This window comes from Streptomyces palmae, from assembly GCF_004684805.1.
GTDB classification, from domain to species: Bacteria; Actinomycetota; Actinomycetes; order Streptomycetales; family Streptomycetaceae; genus Streptomyces; species Streptomyces palmae.
The window spans coordinates 1-16,267 of record NZ_SRID01000135.1 but is presented as its reverse complement, the minus strand read 5'-3'; the positions used below and the strand labels follow the sequence as shown (position 1 = coordinate 16,267).

At 71.2% G+C, this 16,267-nt stretch carries 12 protein-coding genes and 3 pseudogenes; 10 read left to right on the top strand and 5 right to left on the bottom strand.

Annotated elements, in window-relative coordinates:
- The 4 genes from E4099_RS16010 to E4099_RS15995 form a co-directional block, all read right to left on the bottom strand.
- On the bottom strand, positions 1–893 hold an 893-nt coding region (locus E4099_RS16010), incomplete at its 3' end, for an HAD family hydrolase (RefSeq protein ID WP_135339739.1).
- Between the two features lie 332 nt (positions 894–1,225).
- Positions 1,226–2,098: a phosphatase PAP2 family protein gene (locus tag E4099_RS16005; RefSeq protein ID WP_135339738.1), complete on the bottom strand. Its 873-nt coding sequence runs from the start codon at positions 2,096–2,098 to the stop codon at positions 1,226–1,228.
- Positions 2,099–2,167: 69 nt separating this feature from the next.
- On the bottom strand, positions 2,168–3,235 hold the full coding sequence (locus tag E4099_RS16000; RefSeq protein WP_135339737.1) for a LacI family DNA-binding transcriptional regulator: 1,068 nt from the start codon (positions 3,233–3,235) through the stop codon (positions 2,168–2,170).
- Between the two features lie 23 nt (positions 3,236–3,258).
- Positions 3,259–4,908, bottom strand: a complete 1,650-nt coding sequence (locus E4099_RS15995) for a glycoside hydrolase family 13 protein (protein ID WP_135339736.1) — start codon at positions 4,906–4,908, stop codon at positions 3,259–3,261.
- 481 nt (positions 4,909–5,389) lie between these two features.
- Here E4099_RS15995 and E4099_RS15990 point away from each other — a divergent pair, with 481 nt between their 5' ends.
- From E4099_RS15990 to E4099_RS15965, 6 genes and pseudogenes are all read left to right on the top strand, one after another.
- Complete coding sequence (locus E4099_RS15990; protein ID WP_135339735.1) at positions 5,390–6,670, top strand: extracellular solute-binding protein; 1,281 nt, start codon at positions 5,390–5,392, stop codon at positions 6,668–6,670.
- Between the two features lie 13 nt (positions 6,671–6,683).
- Entirely contained in the window at positions 6,684–7,706 is a 1,023-nt protein-coding gene (locus E4099_RS15985; protein WP_135339734.1) for a carbohydrate ABC transporter permease, read from the top strand.
- A 2-nt stretch (positions 7,707–7,708) separates the two neighbouring features.
- Positions 7,709–8,560, top strand: coding sequence for a sugar ABC transporter permease (locus tag E4099_RS15980; protein ID WP_135339733.1), 852 nt, complete (start codon positions 7,709–7,711; stop codon positions 8,558–8,560).
- A 105-nt stretch (positions 8,561–8,665) separates the two neighbouring features.
- Complete coding sequence (locus E4099_RS15975) at positions 8,666–10,333, top strand: glycoside hydrolase family 13 protein (RefSeq protein ID WP_135339732.1); 1,668 nt, start codon at positions 8,666–8,668, stop codon at positions 10,331–10,333.
- Positions 10,321–11,418 carry a LacI family DNA-binding transcriptional regulator gene (locus tag E4099_RS15970; protein WP_167828395.1) on the top strand — a complete coding sequence of 366 codons (1,098 nt, stop codon included), beginning with the start codon at positions 10,321–10,323 and terminating at the stop codon, positions 11,416–11,418. Before E4099_RS15975 ends, E4099_RS15970 begins: the two co-directional genes overlap by 13 nt.
- Before the next feature lie 318 nt (positions 11,419–11,736).
- Positions 11,737–13,113: pseudogene (locus E4099_RS15965) on the top strand (alpha-amylase); the annotation flags it as partial.
- A gap of 101 nt (positions 13,114–13,214) precedes the next feature.
- On the opposite strand, the gene E4099_RS15960 reads toward E4099_RS15965, so the two are convergent.
- Positions 13,215–13,610, bottom strand: coding sequence for a cupin domain-containing protein (locus E4099_RS15960; RefSeq protein ID WP_135339729.1), 396 nt, complete (start codon positions 13,608–13,610; stop codon positions 13,215–13,217).
- Between the two features lie 52 nt (positions 13,611–13,662).
- On the opposite strand from E4099_RS15960, the gene E4099_RS15955 reads away from it, so the two are divergent.
- From E4099_RS15955 to E4099_RS35050, 4 genes and pseudogenes are all read left to right on the top strand, one after another.
- Positions 13,663–14,655 carry a GlxA family transcriptional regulator gene (locus tag E4099_RS15955; RefSeq protein WP_135339728.1) on the top strand — a complete coding sequence of 331 codons (993 nt, stop codon included), beginning with the start codon at positions 13,663–13,665 and terminating at the stop codon, positions 14,653–14,655.
- 105 nt (positions 14,656–14,760) lie between these two features.
- Positions 14,761–14,928: pseudogene (locus E4099_RS35055) on the top strand (IS630 family transposase); the annotation flags it as partial.
- Between the two features lie 367 nt (positions 14,929–15,295).
- Positions 15,296–15,901, top strand: a complete 606-nt coding sequence (locus E4099_RS15945; protein ID WP_135339727.1) for a GNAT family N-acetyltransferase — start codon at positions 15,296–15,298, stop codon at positions 15,899–15,901.
- 15 nt (positions 15,902–15,916) lie between these two features.
- Positions 15,917–16,197: pseudogene (locus E4099_RS35050) on the top strand (IS630 family transposase); the annotation flags it as partial.
- Positions 16,198–16,267: the final 70 nt, after the last annotated feature.

The window sequence follows — 16,267 nt, the reverse complement described above, 5'->3', positions numbered from 1 at the left end:
AGTCGGGGGACCGCGCCGACCGGGGGCGGGGCGGGGAACAGCCGTTCCAGGACCACCGCCACCCCGTCCTCGTCGTTGCGCGGCGCCACCTCGTGCGCCACCGCCCGCAGGTCCGGGTGGGCGTTGCCCATGGCCACGCCGTAGCCGGCCCAGGTCAGCAGCGGGATGTCATTGGGCATGTCGCCGAAGGCGATGGTCTCCGAGGGGGTGAAGCCCAGCCGTTCGGCCGCCCGCTGGAGGCCGGCCGCCTTGGTGACCCCGGCCGGCAGCACCTCGACCATGCCGCGCTCGGAGTGGGTCACCGACACCGCGCCGCCCCCGATCCGGGCCGCGGCCCGCGCCACCACTTCGTCCGGGAACTCCCGGTGGCGCAGCAGCACCTTCTCGACGGGATCCGCGAACAGCGCCTCCGGATCCGCGACCACCTCCCAGTCGGGCCGGACGCGGTCGGCGAAGCGCGGGGTGGCCAGGAAGCGGTTGGCCGGGGCGGCGGTCACCACCGCCAGCTCCAGCGATGCGCCGCCCAGCGCCCGCCGGACGCCGTCCACCACCGCGCGGGCCGGCTCCCGGTCCAGCCCGACGGTCTCCAGCAGCCGGTCGGCGGTGGCGTCGTAGAGCTGGGCGCCCTGCCCGCAGACGGCCAGGCCCCGGTAGCCGATGGCGGTGAGGAACTCCCGGCAGGAGATGGCCGGGCGGCCGGTGACCACCACATGGCCGGCGCCGTCGGCCGCGGCCCGCGCCAGGGCCGCACGGGTACGGGCCGAGACGGTCAGATCGCCGCGCAGCAGGGTGCCGTCCAGATCGGTGGCGATGACCCGGAACCGGGTCCGCGGGCGGGACGGGGCCGCACCGCGGTCGGGCCGGGCCGCCGGGCTCCCGGGCAGCGGGCTCACCGGGCGTGCCGCGCGGCCGCTGCTCCGGTGGACATGCGTAACGCCATGGTCTGGTTCCCTCCCCGGGCGGATCCGCCCAACCGGCCGGTGGGCACGGTCAAGGACCCTAGTGGATCTAGGGAAGGCATCGGGGAGACCTCGGGGGAGCCGGCGCGTGCCCGGCGTGGCCGTTCGTGCCGGCGGTCGGGGACTGGTGGATCCCGGGGAGGCGGCGCGGGCTCGGCATGGCGTCCGTGCCGGCGGTCGGGCCCCGGTGGATCTGGGGGAGACCTCCGTGCCGGCGGTCGGGGCCCCGGTGGATCGGGGGGAGACCTCCGGAGAGCCGGGTGCGCTCACGCCTTCCGCGGCTCGTCGACCCCGCGCGGCAGCGGCGCCGCCGGTGTCCTGGGCAGCCGGTAGCACAGCTGCCCGTACCAGAGGAGGGAGGCCGCGAAGCCCAGCGCCAGGCAGAGGATCCCGCCGACCGCGTCCATCCAGAAGTGGTTCGCGGTGGCCACGATGACCAGCAGGGTCGCCGCCGGATAGGCCAGGCCGAGTACCTTCACCCAGATCGGGCCCGCGAGCACCGCGATGGTGATGCCGCACCACAGCGACCAGCCGATGTGCATGGAGGGCATGGCCGCGTACTGGTTGGACACCTGTGACAGGTTGCCCGAGGACATCGACCCCCAGGTGCGGTGTGTCAGGACCGTGTCGGTGAAGCCCGCGTCGGGCATCAGCCGGGGCGGCGCCAGCGGGAAGAAGTAGTAGCCCAGCAGCGCCACGGCGGTGGCGATGAACAGCGTCAGCCGGGTGGCGGCGTAGCGGCCCGGATGCCGGCGGTAGAGCCAGACCAGCACACCGATGGTCACGATGAAGTGCAGGGTGGCGTAGTAGTAGTTCATTCCGACGATCAGCCAGCCGACGGAGTCCAGACCGTGGTTGACGGAGCGTTCGAAGGCCAGTCCGGCGGTCTGCTCCCACTCCCAGACCCAGCCGGCGTTGCGCAGGGCCTCCCGGCGCTGCTCCGGAACGGCGTTGCGGATGAGCGAGTACGTCCAGTAGCCGACCGCGATCAGCAGGATCTCGAACCAGAGCCGCGGCCGGCGGGGGGTCCTCAACCGGGCCAGGAAGGCGGGCAGGGCGGCCGGGCCGGCCCTCTTCTCGGAGAGGGGTGACGGGATGGCCGACCGATCGTCCGGACTCCTTACCGCCGCATCGCCCATGAGGCAATAGTCTGCCAGAAACCGACCTCGACCAGATCATCCGATGGGACGGACTTGGCTACTTCTGTCCTATTTCTTGGCTGAACCTCGACCTCCCGGGACGGAGGCGGTGGATCCGCGGACCACCAGTTCGGGGAGGAAGACGAACTCGCTGTACAGCGGTGCGGGGGCGGCCCCGGCGGCGTCCGGGGAGTGCGCCTCGCCGATCTCCTCCAGCAGGGCGCGCACCGCGGCCTGCCCCATGGACTGCACCGGCTTGCGGATGGTGGTCAGCGGCGGGTCGGTGAAAGCTATCAGCGGGGAGTCGTCGAAGCCGACGACCGAGATGTCCTCGGGCACCCGCAGACCCTGCTGCCGGGCGGCCCGGATGGCACCCAGCGCCATCATGTCGCTGGCGCACACCACCGCCGTACAGCCCCGCTCGATCAGCGCCGCCGCCGCGGCCTGGCCGCCCTCCAGGGTGTACAGCGAATGCTGGATCAGCTCCGCCGACTCCGCGGCGGGCACCGCCAGCTGCTCGGCCATGCCGCGCTGGAAGCCCTCGATCTTCCGCAGCACCGGCACGAACCGCTTGGGGCCCAGGGCCAGGCCGATCCGGGTGTGGCCGAGCGAGTGGAGATGGGTGACGGCCAGGACCATCGCGGCCCGGTCGTCGGGGGAGATGAACGGCGCCCGCACCTTCGGCGAGAACCCGTCCACCAGGACGAACGGCACGCCATGGCCGCGCAGCTGGTCGTAGCGGGACATGTCGGCGGTGGTGTCCGCGTGCAGCCCCGAGACGAAGATGATCCCCGCCACGCCCCGGTCCACCAGCATCTCGGTCAGCTCGTCCTCGGTGGAGCCACCGGGCGTCTGGGTGGCGAGCACCGGGGTGTAGCCCTGCCGGGTCAGCGCCTGCCCGATCACCTGGGCCAGCGCGGGGAAGATCGGGTTCTCCAGCTCGGGGGTGATCAGGCCGACCAGTCCGGCGCTGCGCTGCCGCAGTCGCACCGGTCGTTCGTAGCCCAGCACATCGAGTGCGGCCAGCACCGACTCGCGGGTGCCGGTGGCCACCCCCGGCTTGCCGTTGAGCACGCGACTGACTGTGGCTTCGCTGACCCCCGCCTGGGCTGCGATGTCAGCAAGCCGTGCGGTCATGTCTGGACCCTACCGGGCGCGTGTCAGATTGCCCACCACGCACAGGAATCGGCTGGAATACCCACCGTTGCCGCATCGGCGTCGAAGGGCGCGGAGGCCAGCAGCAGCCGCCCCGGCCGCGGCATCCGGCGCTCCCGCCGCCCGGTGTTCAGCACGCACAGCAGCCCGGGCCGGGCGAAGGCCAGTACGCCCTCGGGGGCGTCCCGCCACTCCACGCTGTCGCCGGCGCCGAGGGCGGGCAGTCGCCGGCGCAGGGCGATGGCGGTGCGGTACAGCTCCAGGGTGGAGTCGGGGTCGCCGGTCTGGGCGGCCACCGAGAGCTTGGCCCAGCTGTCGGGCTGGGGGAGCCAGCTGGGGCCGCCCTCGACGGGCCCGAAGCCGTACGGGGCGGCCGTACCGGACCAGGGGATGGGCACCCGGCAGCCGTCGCGGAAGCCGTCCTGGCCCTCGGCGCGGAAGAAGGAGGGGTCCTGGCGTACCTCGTCGGGCAGGTCGGTGACCTCGGGCAGGCCGAGTTCCTCGCCCTGGTAGATGTAAGTGGAGCCGGGCAGGGCGAGCATCAGCAGGGCGGCGGCGCGGGCGCGGCGCAGGCCCTGCTCGGGGCACTCCTCGGCGTAGCGGGTGGCGTGCCGCACCACGTCGTGGTTGGAGAGCACCCAGGTGGTCGGGGCGCCCACCGAGGTGGTGGCGGCCAGCGACTCGTCGATCACCTCGCGCATCGCCGCCGCGTCCCAGGGGCAGCGCAGGAACTGGAAGTTGAACGCCTGGTGCAGCTCGTCCGGCCGGACGTACAGCGCCAGCCGCTCCGGGCTGGGCGCCCAGGCCTCGGCCACCCCGATGCGCTCGCCGGGGTAGGAGTCCAGCAGCCGCCGCCAGGAGCGGTGGATCTCGTGCACCCCGTCCTGGTCGAAGAAGGGCAGCACCTGGGCGCCGATCAGCTTGGCCTGCTCCCGCAGCCCGATGTCGGGCAGCCCGGCGGCCTTGACCATGCCGTGCGCCACGTCGACGCGGAAGCCGTCCACCCCCAGGTCCAGCCAGAAGCGCAGCACCGAGGCGAACTCCTCGGCCACCTCGGGGCAGTCCCAGTTCAGGTCGGGCTGCTCGGGGGCGAACAGATGGAGGTACCACTCTCCCGGGGTGCCGTCGGGGTCCTGGGTGCGGGTCCAGGCCGGGCCGCCGAAGACCGACTCCCAGTCGTTGGGCGGCAGCGCCCCGCCCGGCCCGCGGCCGGGCCGGAAGTGGTAGCGGGCGCGGGCCGGGCCGCCGGGCCGGTCGGCCAGCGCCTCGGTGAACCAGGGGTGCCGGTCGGAGGTGTGGTTGGGCACCACGTCCACGATCACCCGCAGCCCCAGCTCGTGCGCGGCGCGCACCAGGTCGTCGGCGTCCTGGAGGTCGCCGAAGAGCGGGTCCACCGCACGGTAGTCGGCCACGTCGTAGCCCCCGTCGGCCTGCGGGGAGGCGTAGAAGGGGGTCAGCCAGACCGCGTCCACGCCCAGCCGGGCCAGATGCGGCAGCCGGTCCCGGGCGCCGCGCAGATCGCCGATGCCGTCGCCGTCGCTGTCGGCGAACGAGCGCACGTACACCTGGTAGATGACGGCGTCCCGCCACCACTGGGGGTTCGCCGGCCGCTGGGCGGTCCGGTCGTCGGCCGAGGTCGTCAGCTCCTGCGTCATCTGCGCTACTCCCTGTCGGAGGAGGTGGACGGGCGGGCGGGGTCAGGGCCTGCCTCCGGCTCGTACTCGGCCTGGGGCGGATCGGGTTGAGTGGATCGAACTCGGTTGAACCAGTCAGTACCAGGCAGTACCGGGCATGACCGGGTCCCACCGGATCGAAGCAGGCCGAGCGGCGCGCCGGACGGGTCGCGTTTACGGGAAGTTAACAGCTTTTGCAAGGCTTGCGGAAGGGCTTGCAAGAACCTGGCTGGATCCCCGCCATCCGCTACCCCGGACGGAGCACCGCAGGCGTGCGCCGGTGGTGGGACGAATGCCCCGTCTGCTGTCAAGCGTCACAACGGCAACTCCCTGGACACGCGGACGTAACGATTCCTGGCGCTTGCAGAAAATTGCCGCAAGGACTTTCGGGGTTTTTTCAACCCTGTTACTTTCCAGGACATCCAGGCACCGCGATGGCGCGGTCGGCTTTGAAGGAGTTCTGATGCGACGTGGCATAGCGGCCACTGCGCTCGTCGCGGCGCTGGCGCTCGCGGCGACCGCGTGCGGCGGTGGCGACAGTGACGACAGCGGCAAGAGCAAGTCCCCCGGTGAGCTCTCCGGCACCGTGACCTACTGGGACACCTCGAACGAAGCCGAGAAGGGCACCTACGAGAAGCTCGCCAAGGACTTCACCAAGAAGTACCCGAACGTCAAGGTCAACTACGTCAACGTGCCCTTCGGCGAGGCGCTGAACAAGTTCAAGAACGCGGCCGGCTCCGGCGGCTCCGGCGCCCCCGACGTGCTGCGCTCCGAGGTCGCCTGGACCCAGGACCTGGCCCACATCGGCTACCTGGCCCCGCTGGACGGCACCCCGGCCCTCGACAACACGTCGGACTACCTGCCCAAGGCCCTGGCCAGCACCAAGTTCGAGGGCAAGACCTACGCCGTGCCGCAGGTCATCGACACCCTGGGCCTCTTCTACAACAAGAAGATGCTCAAGGACGCCGGCGTCGAGCCGCCGAAGTCCTGGGACGAGCTGAAGACCGCCGCCAAGAAGATCAAGGACAAGACCGGCAAGACCGGTCTGTACCTGCGCGGTGACGACGCCTACTGGTTCCTGCCGTTCATCTACGGCGAGGGCGGCGACCTGCTGGACACCAAGGCCAAGAAGGTCACCATCGACGACGAGCCGGGCGTCAAGGCGTTCGCCGCGGCCCGCGACCTGGTCAAGTCCGGCGCCGCCACCACCGACGCCAGCGACGGCTGGGAGAACATGCAGAACGCCATCAAGAACGGCGACGTCGCGATGACGATCAACGGTCCGTGGGCGATCGAGGACACCCTCGCGGGCAAGGCGTTCAAGGACAAGTCCAACCTCGGCGTGGTGCCGGTGCCGGCCGGCAGCGCCGGCCAGGGCTCCCCGCAGGGCGGCCAGAACCTCGCGGTCTACGCCGGTTCCAAGAACCTGGACGCCTCCTACGCCTTCGCCAAGTACATGAGCTCCGCCGAGGTGCAGACCAAGACCACCGAGGCGCTCAGCCTGCTGCCCACCCGGACCTCCGTCTACGACGAGCCGGCGGTGGCCTCCAACCCCAAGGTGAAGTTCTTCAAGGCCGCCGTGGACAAGGCCGTCGAGCGTCCCTGGATCCCCGAGGGCAACAGCCTCTTCCAGGGCATCCTGGTCGAGTTCCCCGGCGTGGTGACCGGCAAGACCTCGCCGAAGGACGCCGCCGACTCGGTCGGCGACGCCTACCGCAAGCTGCTCAAGGGCGACTGGAAGTAGGAGTACGCCACCGATGACTGTCGACGCCAGGCAGTCGGCCGACCCGGCCGGGGGGATGGACAGCACCCCCGGCCGGGCCGTCAAGGCCGACACCACCCGTACGAGGACCCCCGGCCGGATACGCCGCGCGCTGGCCACCCACTGGTACGCCTGGGCCATGGTCGCCCCCGTGGTGATCGTGATCGGCGTGATCATCGGCTACCCGCTGGGCCGCGGCATCTACCTGTCGCTCACCAACGCCGACGAGGCCAACGTCGAGCGCAACATCGGGGTCAACCACATCCCCGCCACCTACGACTTCGTGGGCCTGGACAACTTCACCGCCATCCTCAAGGACGAGGTCTTCTGGGACCGGCTGGGCTGGACGGTGACCTGGACGGTCTCCTGCGTCGCCGTCTCCTTCGCGCTGGGCCTGGGCCTGGCCGTGCTGCTCAACCGGCAGATCAAGGGCCGGGCGATCTACCGCTCGCTGCTCATCCTGCCCTGGGCGGTGCCCGCCTTCGTCTCGGTCTTCGCCTGGCGCCTGCTGTTCAACGAGAAGAACGGCATCCTCAACAAGATCCTGGACGGCGGCGGCATCGACGCCGTGCCATGGCTGAACGACCCCACCCTGGCCAAGTTCTCGGTGATCGCCGTCAACATCTGGCTGGGCGTGCCGTTCATGCTGGTCGCCCTGCTCGGCGGACTCCAGTCCATCCCCGGCGAGCTCTACGAGGCCGCCGAGATGGACGGCGCCAGCCCCTGGCAGCGCTTCCGCCACATCACCCTGCCCGGCCTGCGGTCGGTCAGCAGCACCGTGATCCTGCTCAGCACCATCTGGACCTTCAACATGTTCCCGGTGATCTTCCTGCTCACCCGGGGCGGTCCCGGTGACAGCACCGAGATCCTGGTGACCTACGCCTACCGGCTGTCCTTCGTCAACAGCCCCCGAGACTTCGCCGGCGCCTCCGCCTGGGGCGTCATGATCCTGCTCATCCTGCTGGCCTTCGCGACGGTCTACCGCCGTTCGCTCCGCAAGCAGGGAGAGGTGTGGTAGCCATGGCCGCAACCAAGACCCGTTCCCAGCGCAACCGGCGCTCCCCGCTCGCCTCCTTCGGCCTGCACCTGACCCTGCTGATCGCCTCGGCCGTCGCGGTCTTCCCGCCGCTGTGGCTGCTGGTGACCTCGTTCAAGCCCAAGAGCGAGGCATTCAGCACGGACATCGTCAAGGACCCGACGCTGACGAACTACCGGTACGTGCTGAACGACACCGAGTTCCTCACCTGGCTGGGCAACTCGCTGTTCGTGGTGGCGATCACCACCGTGCTGGGTGTCTTCATCGCCGCCACCACCGGCTACGCGGTCAGCCGCTTCCGCTTCCCGGGCATGCGCCCGCTGATGTGGCTGCTGCTGGTGACCCAGATGTTCCCGATGGCCATCCTGATCGTGCCGCTCTACAACATCATGTCGACGCTCGGCTGGCTCAACCAGCCGATCTCGCTGATCGTCACCTATCTGACGGTGGCGGTGCCGTTCTGCGCCTGGATGATGAAGGGCTTCTTCGACACCATCCCGGTGGAGATCGACGAGTCGGGACGGGTGGACGGACTCAACCCGTTCGGCACCTTCTGGCGGCTGATCGTGCCGCTGGCCCGGCCGGGCCTGGCGGTCACCGCGTTCTACACCTTCATCACCGCCTGGGCCGAGGTCGCCTACGCCTCGGCGTTCATGACCGGCGAGCAGAACCTCACCCTCGCCGCCGGCCTGCAGACCTTCGTCAACCAGTACTCCTCCAACTGGGGCGCGATGACCGCCGCCGCCGTCATGATCGCCGTCCCGGCGGCCCTGGTCTTCTCCTGGGCCCAGCGCCACCTGGTGGCCGGCCTCACCGCCGGCGCCACCAAGTCCTGAAGCTCTCCCCCACCCGCCTTCCCGTTCGTCCGGCGCCCGCGGACGCCCGGCCGCCAGGCCGTTGCCCCGCGGGCGCCGGACGCGACCCGGACACCCAAGGACACCATGACCACGCCGCACGTAGCTGACCCGGTCCAGGACACGGCCCGCTCCGAAACCCCAGGCGAGAACCGCCCATGGTGGCGGGACGCGGTGATCTACCAGGTCTACCCGCGCAGCTTCGCCGACGGCGACGGCGACGGCATGGGCGACCTGGCCGGCGTACGCGAACGGCTGCCCTACCTGCGGGACCTGGGCGTGGACGCCGTCTGGCTCAGCCCCTTCTACGCCTCCCCGCAGGCCGACGCAGGCTACGACGTGGCCGACTACCGGGCCATCGACCCGATGTTCGGCACCCTGCACGACGCCGACGCGGTGATCCGCGAGGCCCATCAGCTGGGCCTGCGGATCATCGTGGACCTGGTGCCCAACCACTGCTCCGACCAGCACGTCTGGTTCCAGCAGGCGCTCCAGGAGGGCCCTGGCTCGCCGCTGCGCTCCCGCTTCCACTTCCGGCCCGGCCGCGGTACCGACGGCGAACTGCCCCCCAACGACTGGGAGTCCATCTTCGGCGGCCCGGCCTGGACCCGCACCCAGGACCCGGACGGCACCCCGGGCGACTGGTACCTCCACCTGTTCGCCCCCGAGCAGCCGGACTTCAACTGGGAGAACGCGGCGGTACGCGACGAGTTCCGCTCCATCCTGCGCTTCTGGCTGGACATGGGCGTGGACGGCTTCCGGATCGACGTGGCACACGGCCTGGTCAAGGCCGCCGGGCTGCCCGACCTGGGCCGCACCGAGCAGGCCAAGCTGATCGGCGCCCAGGTGCTGCCCTTCTTCGACCAGGACGGGGTGCACGAGATCTACCGCAGCTGGCGGGAGATCCTCGACGAGTACCCGGGCCCGCGCATCGGGGTGGCCGAGGCATGGGCACCCAGCCCCGAGCGCACCGCGCTCTACGTCCGGCCGGACGAGCTGCACCAGGCGTTCAACTTCCACTTCCTGGGCACCGGCTGGGACGCCGCCGCGATGCGCGCGGTGATCGACGAGTCGCTGGACTCCATGCGCCCGGTGAACGCCCCGACCACCTGGGTGCTCTCCAACCACGACGTGGTGCGGCACGCCACCCGCTACGCCGAGGAGAGCCCCGAGCAGGGCCTGCGCCGCGCCCGCGCCGCCGCCCTCCTGATGCTCGCCCTGCCCGGCTCCACCTACGTCTACCAGGGCGAGGAACTCGGCCTGCCCGAGGTCACCGACCTGCCCGACGAGGTACGCCAGGACCCCTCCTTCTTCCGCGCCGAAGGCCAGGACGGGCTGCGCGACGGCTGCCGGGTGCCGATCCCGTGGTCGGGCACGAGCGCCCCGTACGGCTTCGGGCCCGTCGAGGGCGGCCCCAGCTGGCTCCCCCAGCCCGACAGCTGGGCCAAGCTCTCGGTGGCCGCCCAGACCGGCGACCCCGACTCCACCCTGGAGCTGTACCGCACCGCCATCGCCCTGCGCCGGCAGCTGCCCGCCCTCGGCGCCGGCGACAGCGTGGAGTGGCGGGACGCCCCCGAGGGCGTACTGGCCTTCCGCCGCGAGGACTTCGTCCTCACCCTCAACACCACCTCGGCCCCGGTGCGGCTGCCCGCGCCCGGCCGGCTGCTGCTGGCCAGCGGCCCGCTGCCGATGGACGGCACCGAGGGCGCGGAGATCGAACTCCCCGCGGACACCGCTGCCTGGTGGGCGGTGTGAACACAGCCGGGACCCGCGGTGGTGGCCCTGCCACCCCGCCCCGGCTGGCGGACGTCGCGGCCCGGGCCTCGGTCAGCGAGGCCACCGTCAGCCGGGTGCTGAACGGCAAGGCCGGCGTCGCCGAGCCCACCCGGCGCCGGGTGCTGGACGCCCTGGAACTGCTCGGCTACGAGCGCCCCGGCCCGCCGCTGCCCGAACAGGCCCGCGGCGGGCGGGCGCGGCGGCGCAGCGCCGGTCTGGTGGGGCTGGTGATCCCCGAGCTCACCAACCCCATCTTCCCGGCGTTCGCGCAGGTCATCGAGCAGCAGCTGGCCGGACACGGCTACACCCCGGTGCTGTGCACCCAGATGCCCGGCGGCGCCACCGAGGACGAACTGGTGGAGCAGCTGGAGGCGCGCGGGGTCACCGGCATCGTGTTCCTCTCCGGGCTGCACGCCGACTCCACCGCCGACCCCACGCGCTACCGCGAACTGGCCGCGCGCGGGGTCCCGTTCGTCCTCATCAACGGCTACCACCCGGACATCCGGGCGCCGTTCGTCTCGCCGGACGACCGCGCGGCGGCCCGGATGGCCGTCGCCCACCTGGCCACCCTCGGCCACCGGCGGATCGGGCTCGCGGTCGGGCCCGCCCGGTACGTCCCCGCGCGGCGCAAGGCGGAAGGCTTCACCGCGGCGCTCACCGAGACCCTGGGGTGGAGCCGCCAGGAGGCCGAGGGCCTCATCCGGCACACCCTGTTCACCGTGGAGGGCGGGCAGGTCGCCGCGGGCGCGCTGCTGGACGCCGGCTGCACCGGCATCGTCTGCGGCAGCGATCTGATGGCCCTGGGCGCGGTACGGGAGTGCTGGCGGCGCGGGCTCGCGGTGCCGGGCGATGTCTCGGTGGTCGGCTTCGACGACTCGCAGTTGATCGCCTTCACCGACCCGCCGCTGACCACCGTGCGCCAGCCGGTGCAGGCGATGGCCACCGCCGCGGTGGGGGCGCTGCTGGAGGCGGTGGAGGGGAATCCGGTGCAGCCCACCGAGTTCGTCTTCCAGCCCGAGCTGGTGGTGCGCGGCTCCACCGGGCAGGTGCGACGCACCAGCTGACCCGGGCTCGGGGAAGTGGACGGACCGGTCCGACCGGCCGGGCGCGTAGGACCCTTTGGCCCCTCCCGCCCCGAACGGGGTGGGAGGGAGGACCTCCGGCCGGCCGGACCGGGGCCGACAGTGACCGTACACCCTCGCAATCCTTTGCGAAAGGTCTTGCAACACCCGTTACTCGAAGGTACGTTCCGGTAGCCGTCGGGAGACCGGCGACGCGCAGCGCAGCTGCGACTGCCTTGGCGGCATGGCGCGTTGTCCCACAAGGCTGACCCAGCATCAGCAGTTCCCCCATGCAGCCCCCACGCAGGAGAACCGATGGCCATGGCCAGCAGAATCCTTGCCGGCGCGCTCGCCCTCGCGGCAGGCGGCGCGGTCCTGACAGCCGCCCCGCCGACGGCGACGGCCGCGGCCCCCGGCACCAAGGACGTCACCGCCGTCCTGTTCGAGTGGCGCTTCGACTCGGTCGCCAAGGAGTGCACCACCACCCTCGGGCCCAAGGGCTACGGGTACGTCCAAGTCTCCCCGCCCCAGGAGCACATCCAGGGCAGCCAGTGGTGGACCTCGTACCAGCCGGTCAGTTACAAGATCGCCGGACGGCTGGGCGACCGGACCGCCTTCAAGAACATGATCGCCACCTGCCACGCGGCAGGCGTCAAGGTCGTCGCCGACAGCGTCATCAACCACATGGCAGCCGGCTCCGGCACCGGCACCGGCGGCTCCTCGTACACCAAGTACGACTACCCCGGCACCTACTCGGTGTGGGACATGAACGACTGCCAGGCACCCGTCACCGACTACGGCAACCGCGGCAACGTCCAGAACTGCGAACTCGTCGGACTCGCCGACCTGGACACCGGCGAGCCCTACGTCCAAGGCCGCATCGCCGGCTACCTCAACGACCTGCTCTCTCTGGGCGTGGACGGCTTCCGCATCGACGCCGCCAAGCACATCCCCGCCACCGACCTCGCCGCCATCAAGGCCAAGCTGACCAATCCCGGCGCCTACTGGAAGCAGGAGACCATCTACGGCGCAGGCGAGGCCGTCTCACCCGGCGAGTACCTGGGCACCGGTGACGTCCAGGAGTTCCGCTACGCCCGCGACCTCAAGCGGGTCTTCCAGAACGAGAACCTCGCCTACCTCAGGAACTACGGCGAGGGCTGGGGCTACCTGGAGTCCGGCAAGGCCGGCGTCTTCGTCGACAACCACGACACCGAGCGCGGCGGCGACACCCTCAACTACAAGAACGGCGCCGACTACACCCTCGCCAACGTCTTCATGCTGGCCTGGCCCTACGGCTCCCCGGACGTCAACTCCGGCTACGAGTGGTCCAGCACCGACGCCGGCCCGCCGAACGGCGGCACGGTGCGCGCCTGCTACCAGGACGGCTGGAAGTGCCAGCACGCCTGGCCGGAGATCGCCAACATGGTCGCCTTCCGCAACACCGCCCGCGGCCAGGCCGTCACCGACTGGTGGGACAACGGCAACGACGCGATCGCCTTCGGCCGCGGCACCAAGGCCTATGTCGCCATCAACCACGAGACCGGCACCCTCAGCCGCACCTTCCAGACCTCCCTGCCCGGCGGCACCTACTGCGATGTGCAGTCCAACCGCCCCGTCACGGTGAACAGCGCCGGCCAACTCACCGCCACCCTCGCCCCCAACACGGCCCTGGCCATCCACGCCGGCGCCCGCGGCTGCCCCGCCTGACCGACGCCCGACACACGGCCCCGCCGGGGGCACGCCTCGGAGTGTGCCCCCGGCGGGAGCTGTGCGGCCGACAGCTCCCCATGCCCGTCGGCTCAGATGTCGAGCGCGTGCCCGGTCGTCGCGTCCACATGGCCCGGGACCTCGTCGTGGCGATCGCCCACGGTCGGCGTCCCGGTGGGCTCGAACATGAGGATCGCGGCGCCGGACGGAGCGTACGGCCTGTGCTCGGTGCCCCGGGGGACGGTGAAGACCGCCCCCTGCGGAAGCAGGACCGTGCGCTCCCCCTCGGGCTCACGCAAGGAGATGTGCAACTCTCCGTCGAGTACCAGGAAGAACTCGTCCGTGTCGTCGTGGACGTGCCAGATGTGTTCGCCCTCGACCTTGGCGACGCGGACGTCGTAGTCGTTGACGCGCGTGACGATGCGCGGGCTCCACAGGGCGTCGAAAGAGGCCAGAGCCCTGCTCAGCGGGATGGGTTCGTTGCTCATGGGCTCATCCTCAGCCGTTTCGCACGGCCGGCGTGAGTGCTAGGAATCGCATATGGCGAAAGGATCCTCGCACGCACCGCGCTCATCGGACGCGCACCGGGTCGTCGTGATCGTCGACGAGAACTCCAACCCCTTCGAGCTCGGCTGCGCGACGGAGGTCTTCGGTCTGCGCAGGCCGGAGATCGGCCGTGTTCTCTACGATTTCAGGCTCTGCTCTCCCGAGCCCAGCACCCTGATGCGGGACGGGTTCTTCACCCTCACCGGGGTCGCCGACCTGGACGCGGCCGACACGGCGGACACCTTGATCGTCCCCAACCGCCCCGATGTCGAGGTGCCCCGCCGCCCCGCCGTGCTCGATGCCGTCCGCCGGGCGCACGCGCGCGGCGCGCGGCTGGTCGGCTTCTGCAGCGGCGCCTTCACCCTGGCCGAGGCCGGTGTCCTCGACGGGCGCCGGGCCACAGCGCACTGGCAGTGGGCGGACTCCTTCCGCGAACGCTTCCCCTCCGTCCGGCTCGCGTCGGACGTGCTGTTCGTGGACGACGGTGACATCCTCACCGCCGCGGGGAGCGCCGCCGCGCTCGACCTCGGGCTGCACATCGTCCGCCGCGACCACGGCGCGGAGGTCGCCAACTCCGTGAGCCGGCGCCTGGTGTTCGCGGCGCATCGGGACGGGGGCCAGCGGCAGTTCGTGGAGCGCCCCATACCCGACCTGCCGGACGAGTCCCTGGCGCCCGTCCTGGCCTGGGCCCAGGAACGGTTGGACACACCGCTCACGGTCTCCGACCTCGCGGCGCGCGCGGCGGTCAGTCCGGCGACGCTGCACCGCCGCTTCCGGGCGCAGCTGGGAACGACGCCGCTGACGTGGCTCACGGGCGAACGACTCGCCCTGGCACGCCGGCTGATCGAGCGGGGCGAGTCCCGCGTGGAGATGGTCGCGCGGCGCAGCGGGCTCGGCACCGCCGCCCATCTGCGCACGCTGATGCGTCGCGAGACGGGCATCACCCCGTCGGCGTACCGGCGCCGGTTCGGACCGGAGGCGCAGTGACGGGCCGCCGGCGGGGCATCCCCTCCGCCGGGGCACCGGAAGGTGCCCCGGCCTCGGCCGCCGCCCGTTCCGAACCGGGGATCCGGGGCGTTCGGCGCGTGACCGGCCGGAACCAGTGCCGCCAAGGACCAGCTCTACGGCCACGTCAAGAAGACCGGGAACCGGTCCACGTTCCTGGAGTTCTGCCGCTACCCGCGCTCGCTGCACCCGGCGGACGTGCGCGTTGCGATCCTCTGCGACAACTACTCGCCGCACCTGACGACGAAGCGGTGCGCACCGCGGGCTCCGGGCTGCTGTGGTCGGACAGGCCGCCCTGCACCGCGGTCAACCCCTGTTGTGCCGTGCTGCGCCGTGTGGTCGGCAGTCCGGACGGGGCCTTGGGCCTCGACCGTGACTTGGCGGTCGGATGGACCGCTGCTTGCTTGCGGGTCGTCGTCCGGCTGGCACCGCGTCCGGCCCGCTACGACCCTCGGTCTCGGGTGGCCGCGGGGCCGTGTCGGCCTGGCTGGGCCTGTGGGTTGGCCCGTTGCCTTGCGCGGCTGAGAGCCACCACGCCTGTGGACAGCCAGTACGTGGGGGGACCTGGGTATCGGTAGAACGACCGATGTGCCGACAAGTTCTTGGAACTTACCTTGACCGCATGCAGTCACCGAACACACCCAAGCCGATCGAGACCGGCGACACTCTTGAGGTCACACGCATTCTGGCCCGCGCTTTCGGGGACGACCCGATGATGTTGTGGCTCTTCCCTGACGAAGAAGGGCGTGAGGGCCGTCTCGCCCAGTGGTTCGACGTCATGCTCGCGCACAAGTACGGCCCACTTGGACACTGTGAACGCACCACCGCCGCAGCGGCCTTCTGGACACCGCCCGGCACGGCCGAGCAGCACCCGGACGAGGGGACGCTGGCCCGCATCAACGGGCTGTTGGGTGAGAACGTTGCCCGGCTGGGAGAAATGCTGGAACTGGTCGGTGCGGTAGCCCCCCAGGAACCCCACTGGTATCTGGCGGTGCTCGGCGCCGACTCGGCCGCCCAAGGCGGCGGCCACGGCACTGCCCTGCTGCTCTCGGGCCTGGCCAAGGCGGATGCGGCCGGACTGCCCACCCACCTCGAATCGTCGAAGCAAACCAACATCGGCTTCTACGAACGATTCGGGTTCACCGTACGGGACGAGATCCACGTACCCGGGGGCGGCCCGACGCTCTGGTCGATGTGGCGAGAGGCACGGGGAGACGTTCGCCCGTAGTCCTGACCTGCCGGCCCCGACCGCGGGCACAGACCCCGGCGGCGGGCCACCTACGCCCGCCCGCACGGCGTCCGGCACCTGTTCGCCGCCCACGACCTCGCCAAGGACCAGCTCTACGGCCACGTCAAGAAGACCAAGCCCAGTTCACCGCACGACGCTACTTCGCCCTCGATGGCACCGACCACATCAGTCACAGGGAACAGGGCAGCATGATCCGCCGCTACATCATCCGGCGGAACAAGCATGCCGCCGACGAACGCCTACGCGAAGTCGTCACCAGGGCGAACGTTGCCTGATGCGGCACTAGCCCGTCACCACCTCCCGGACCGCCGCGAGGAACTCCTCCGGCCGCGGATGGGTGGGGTG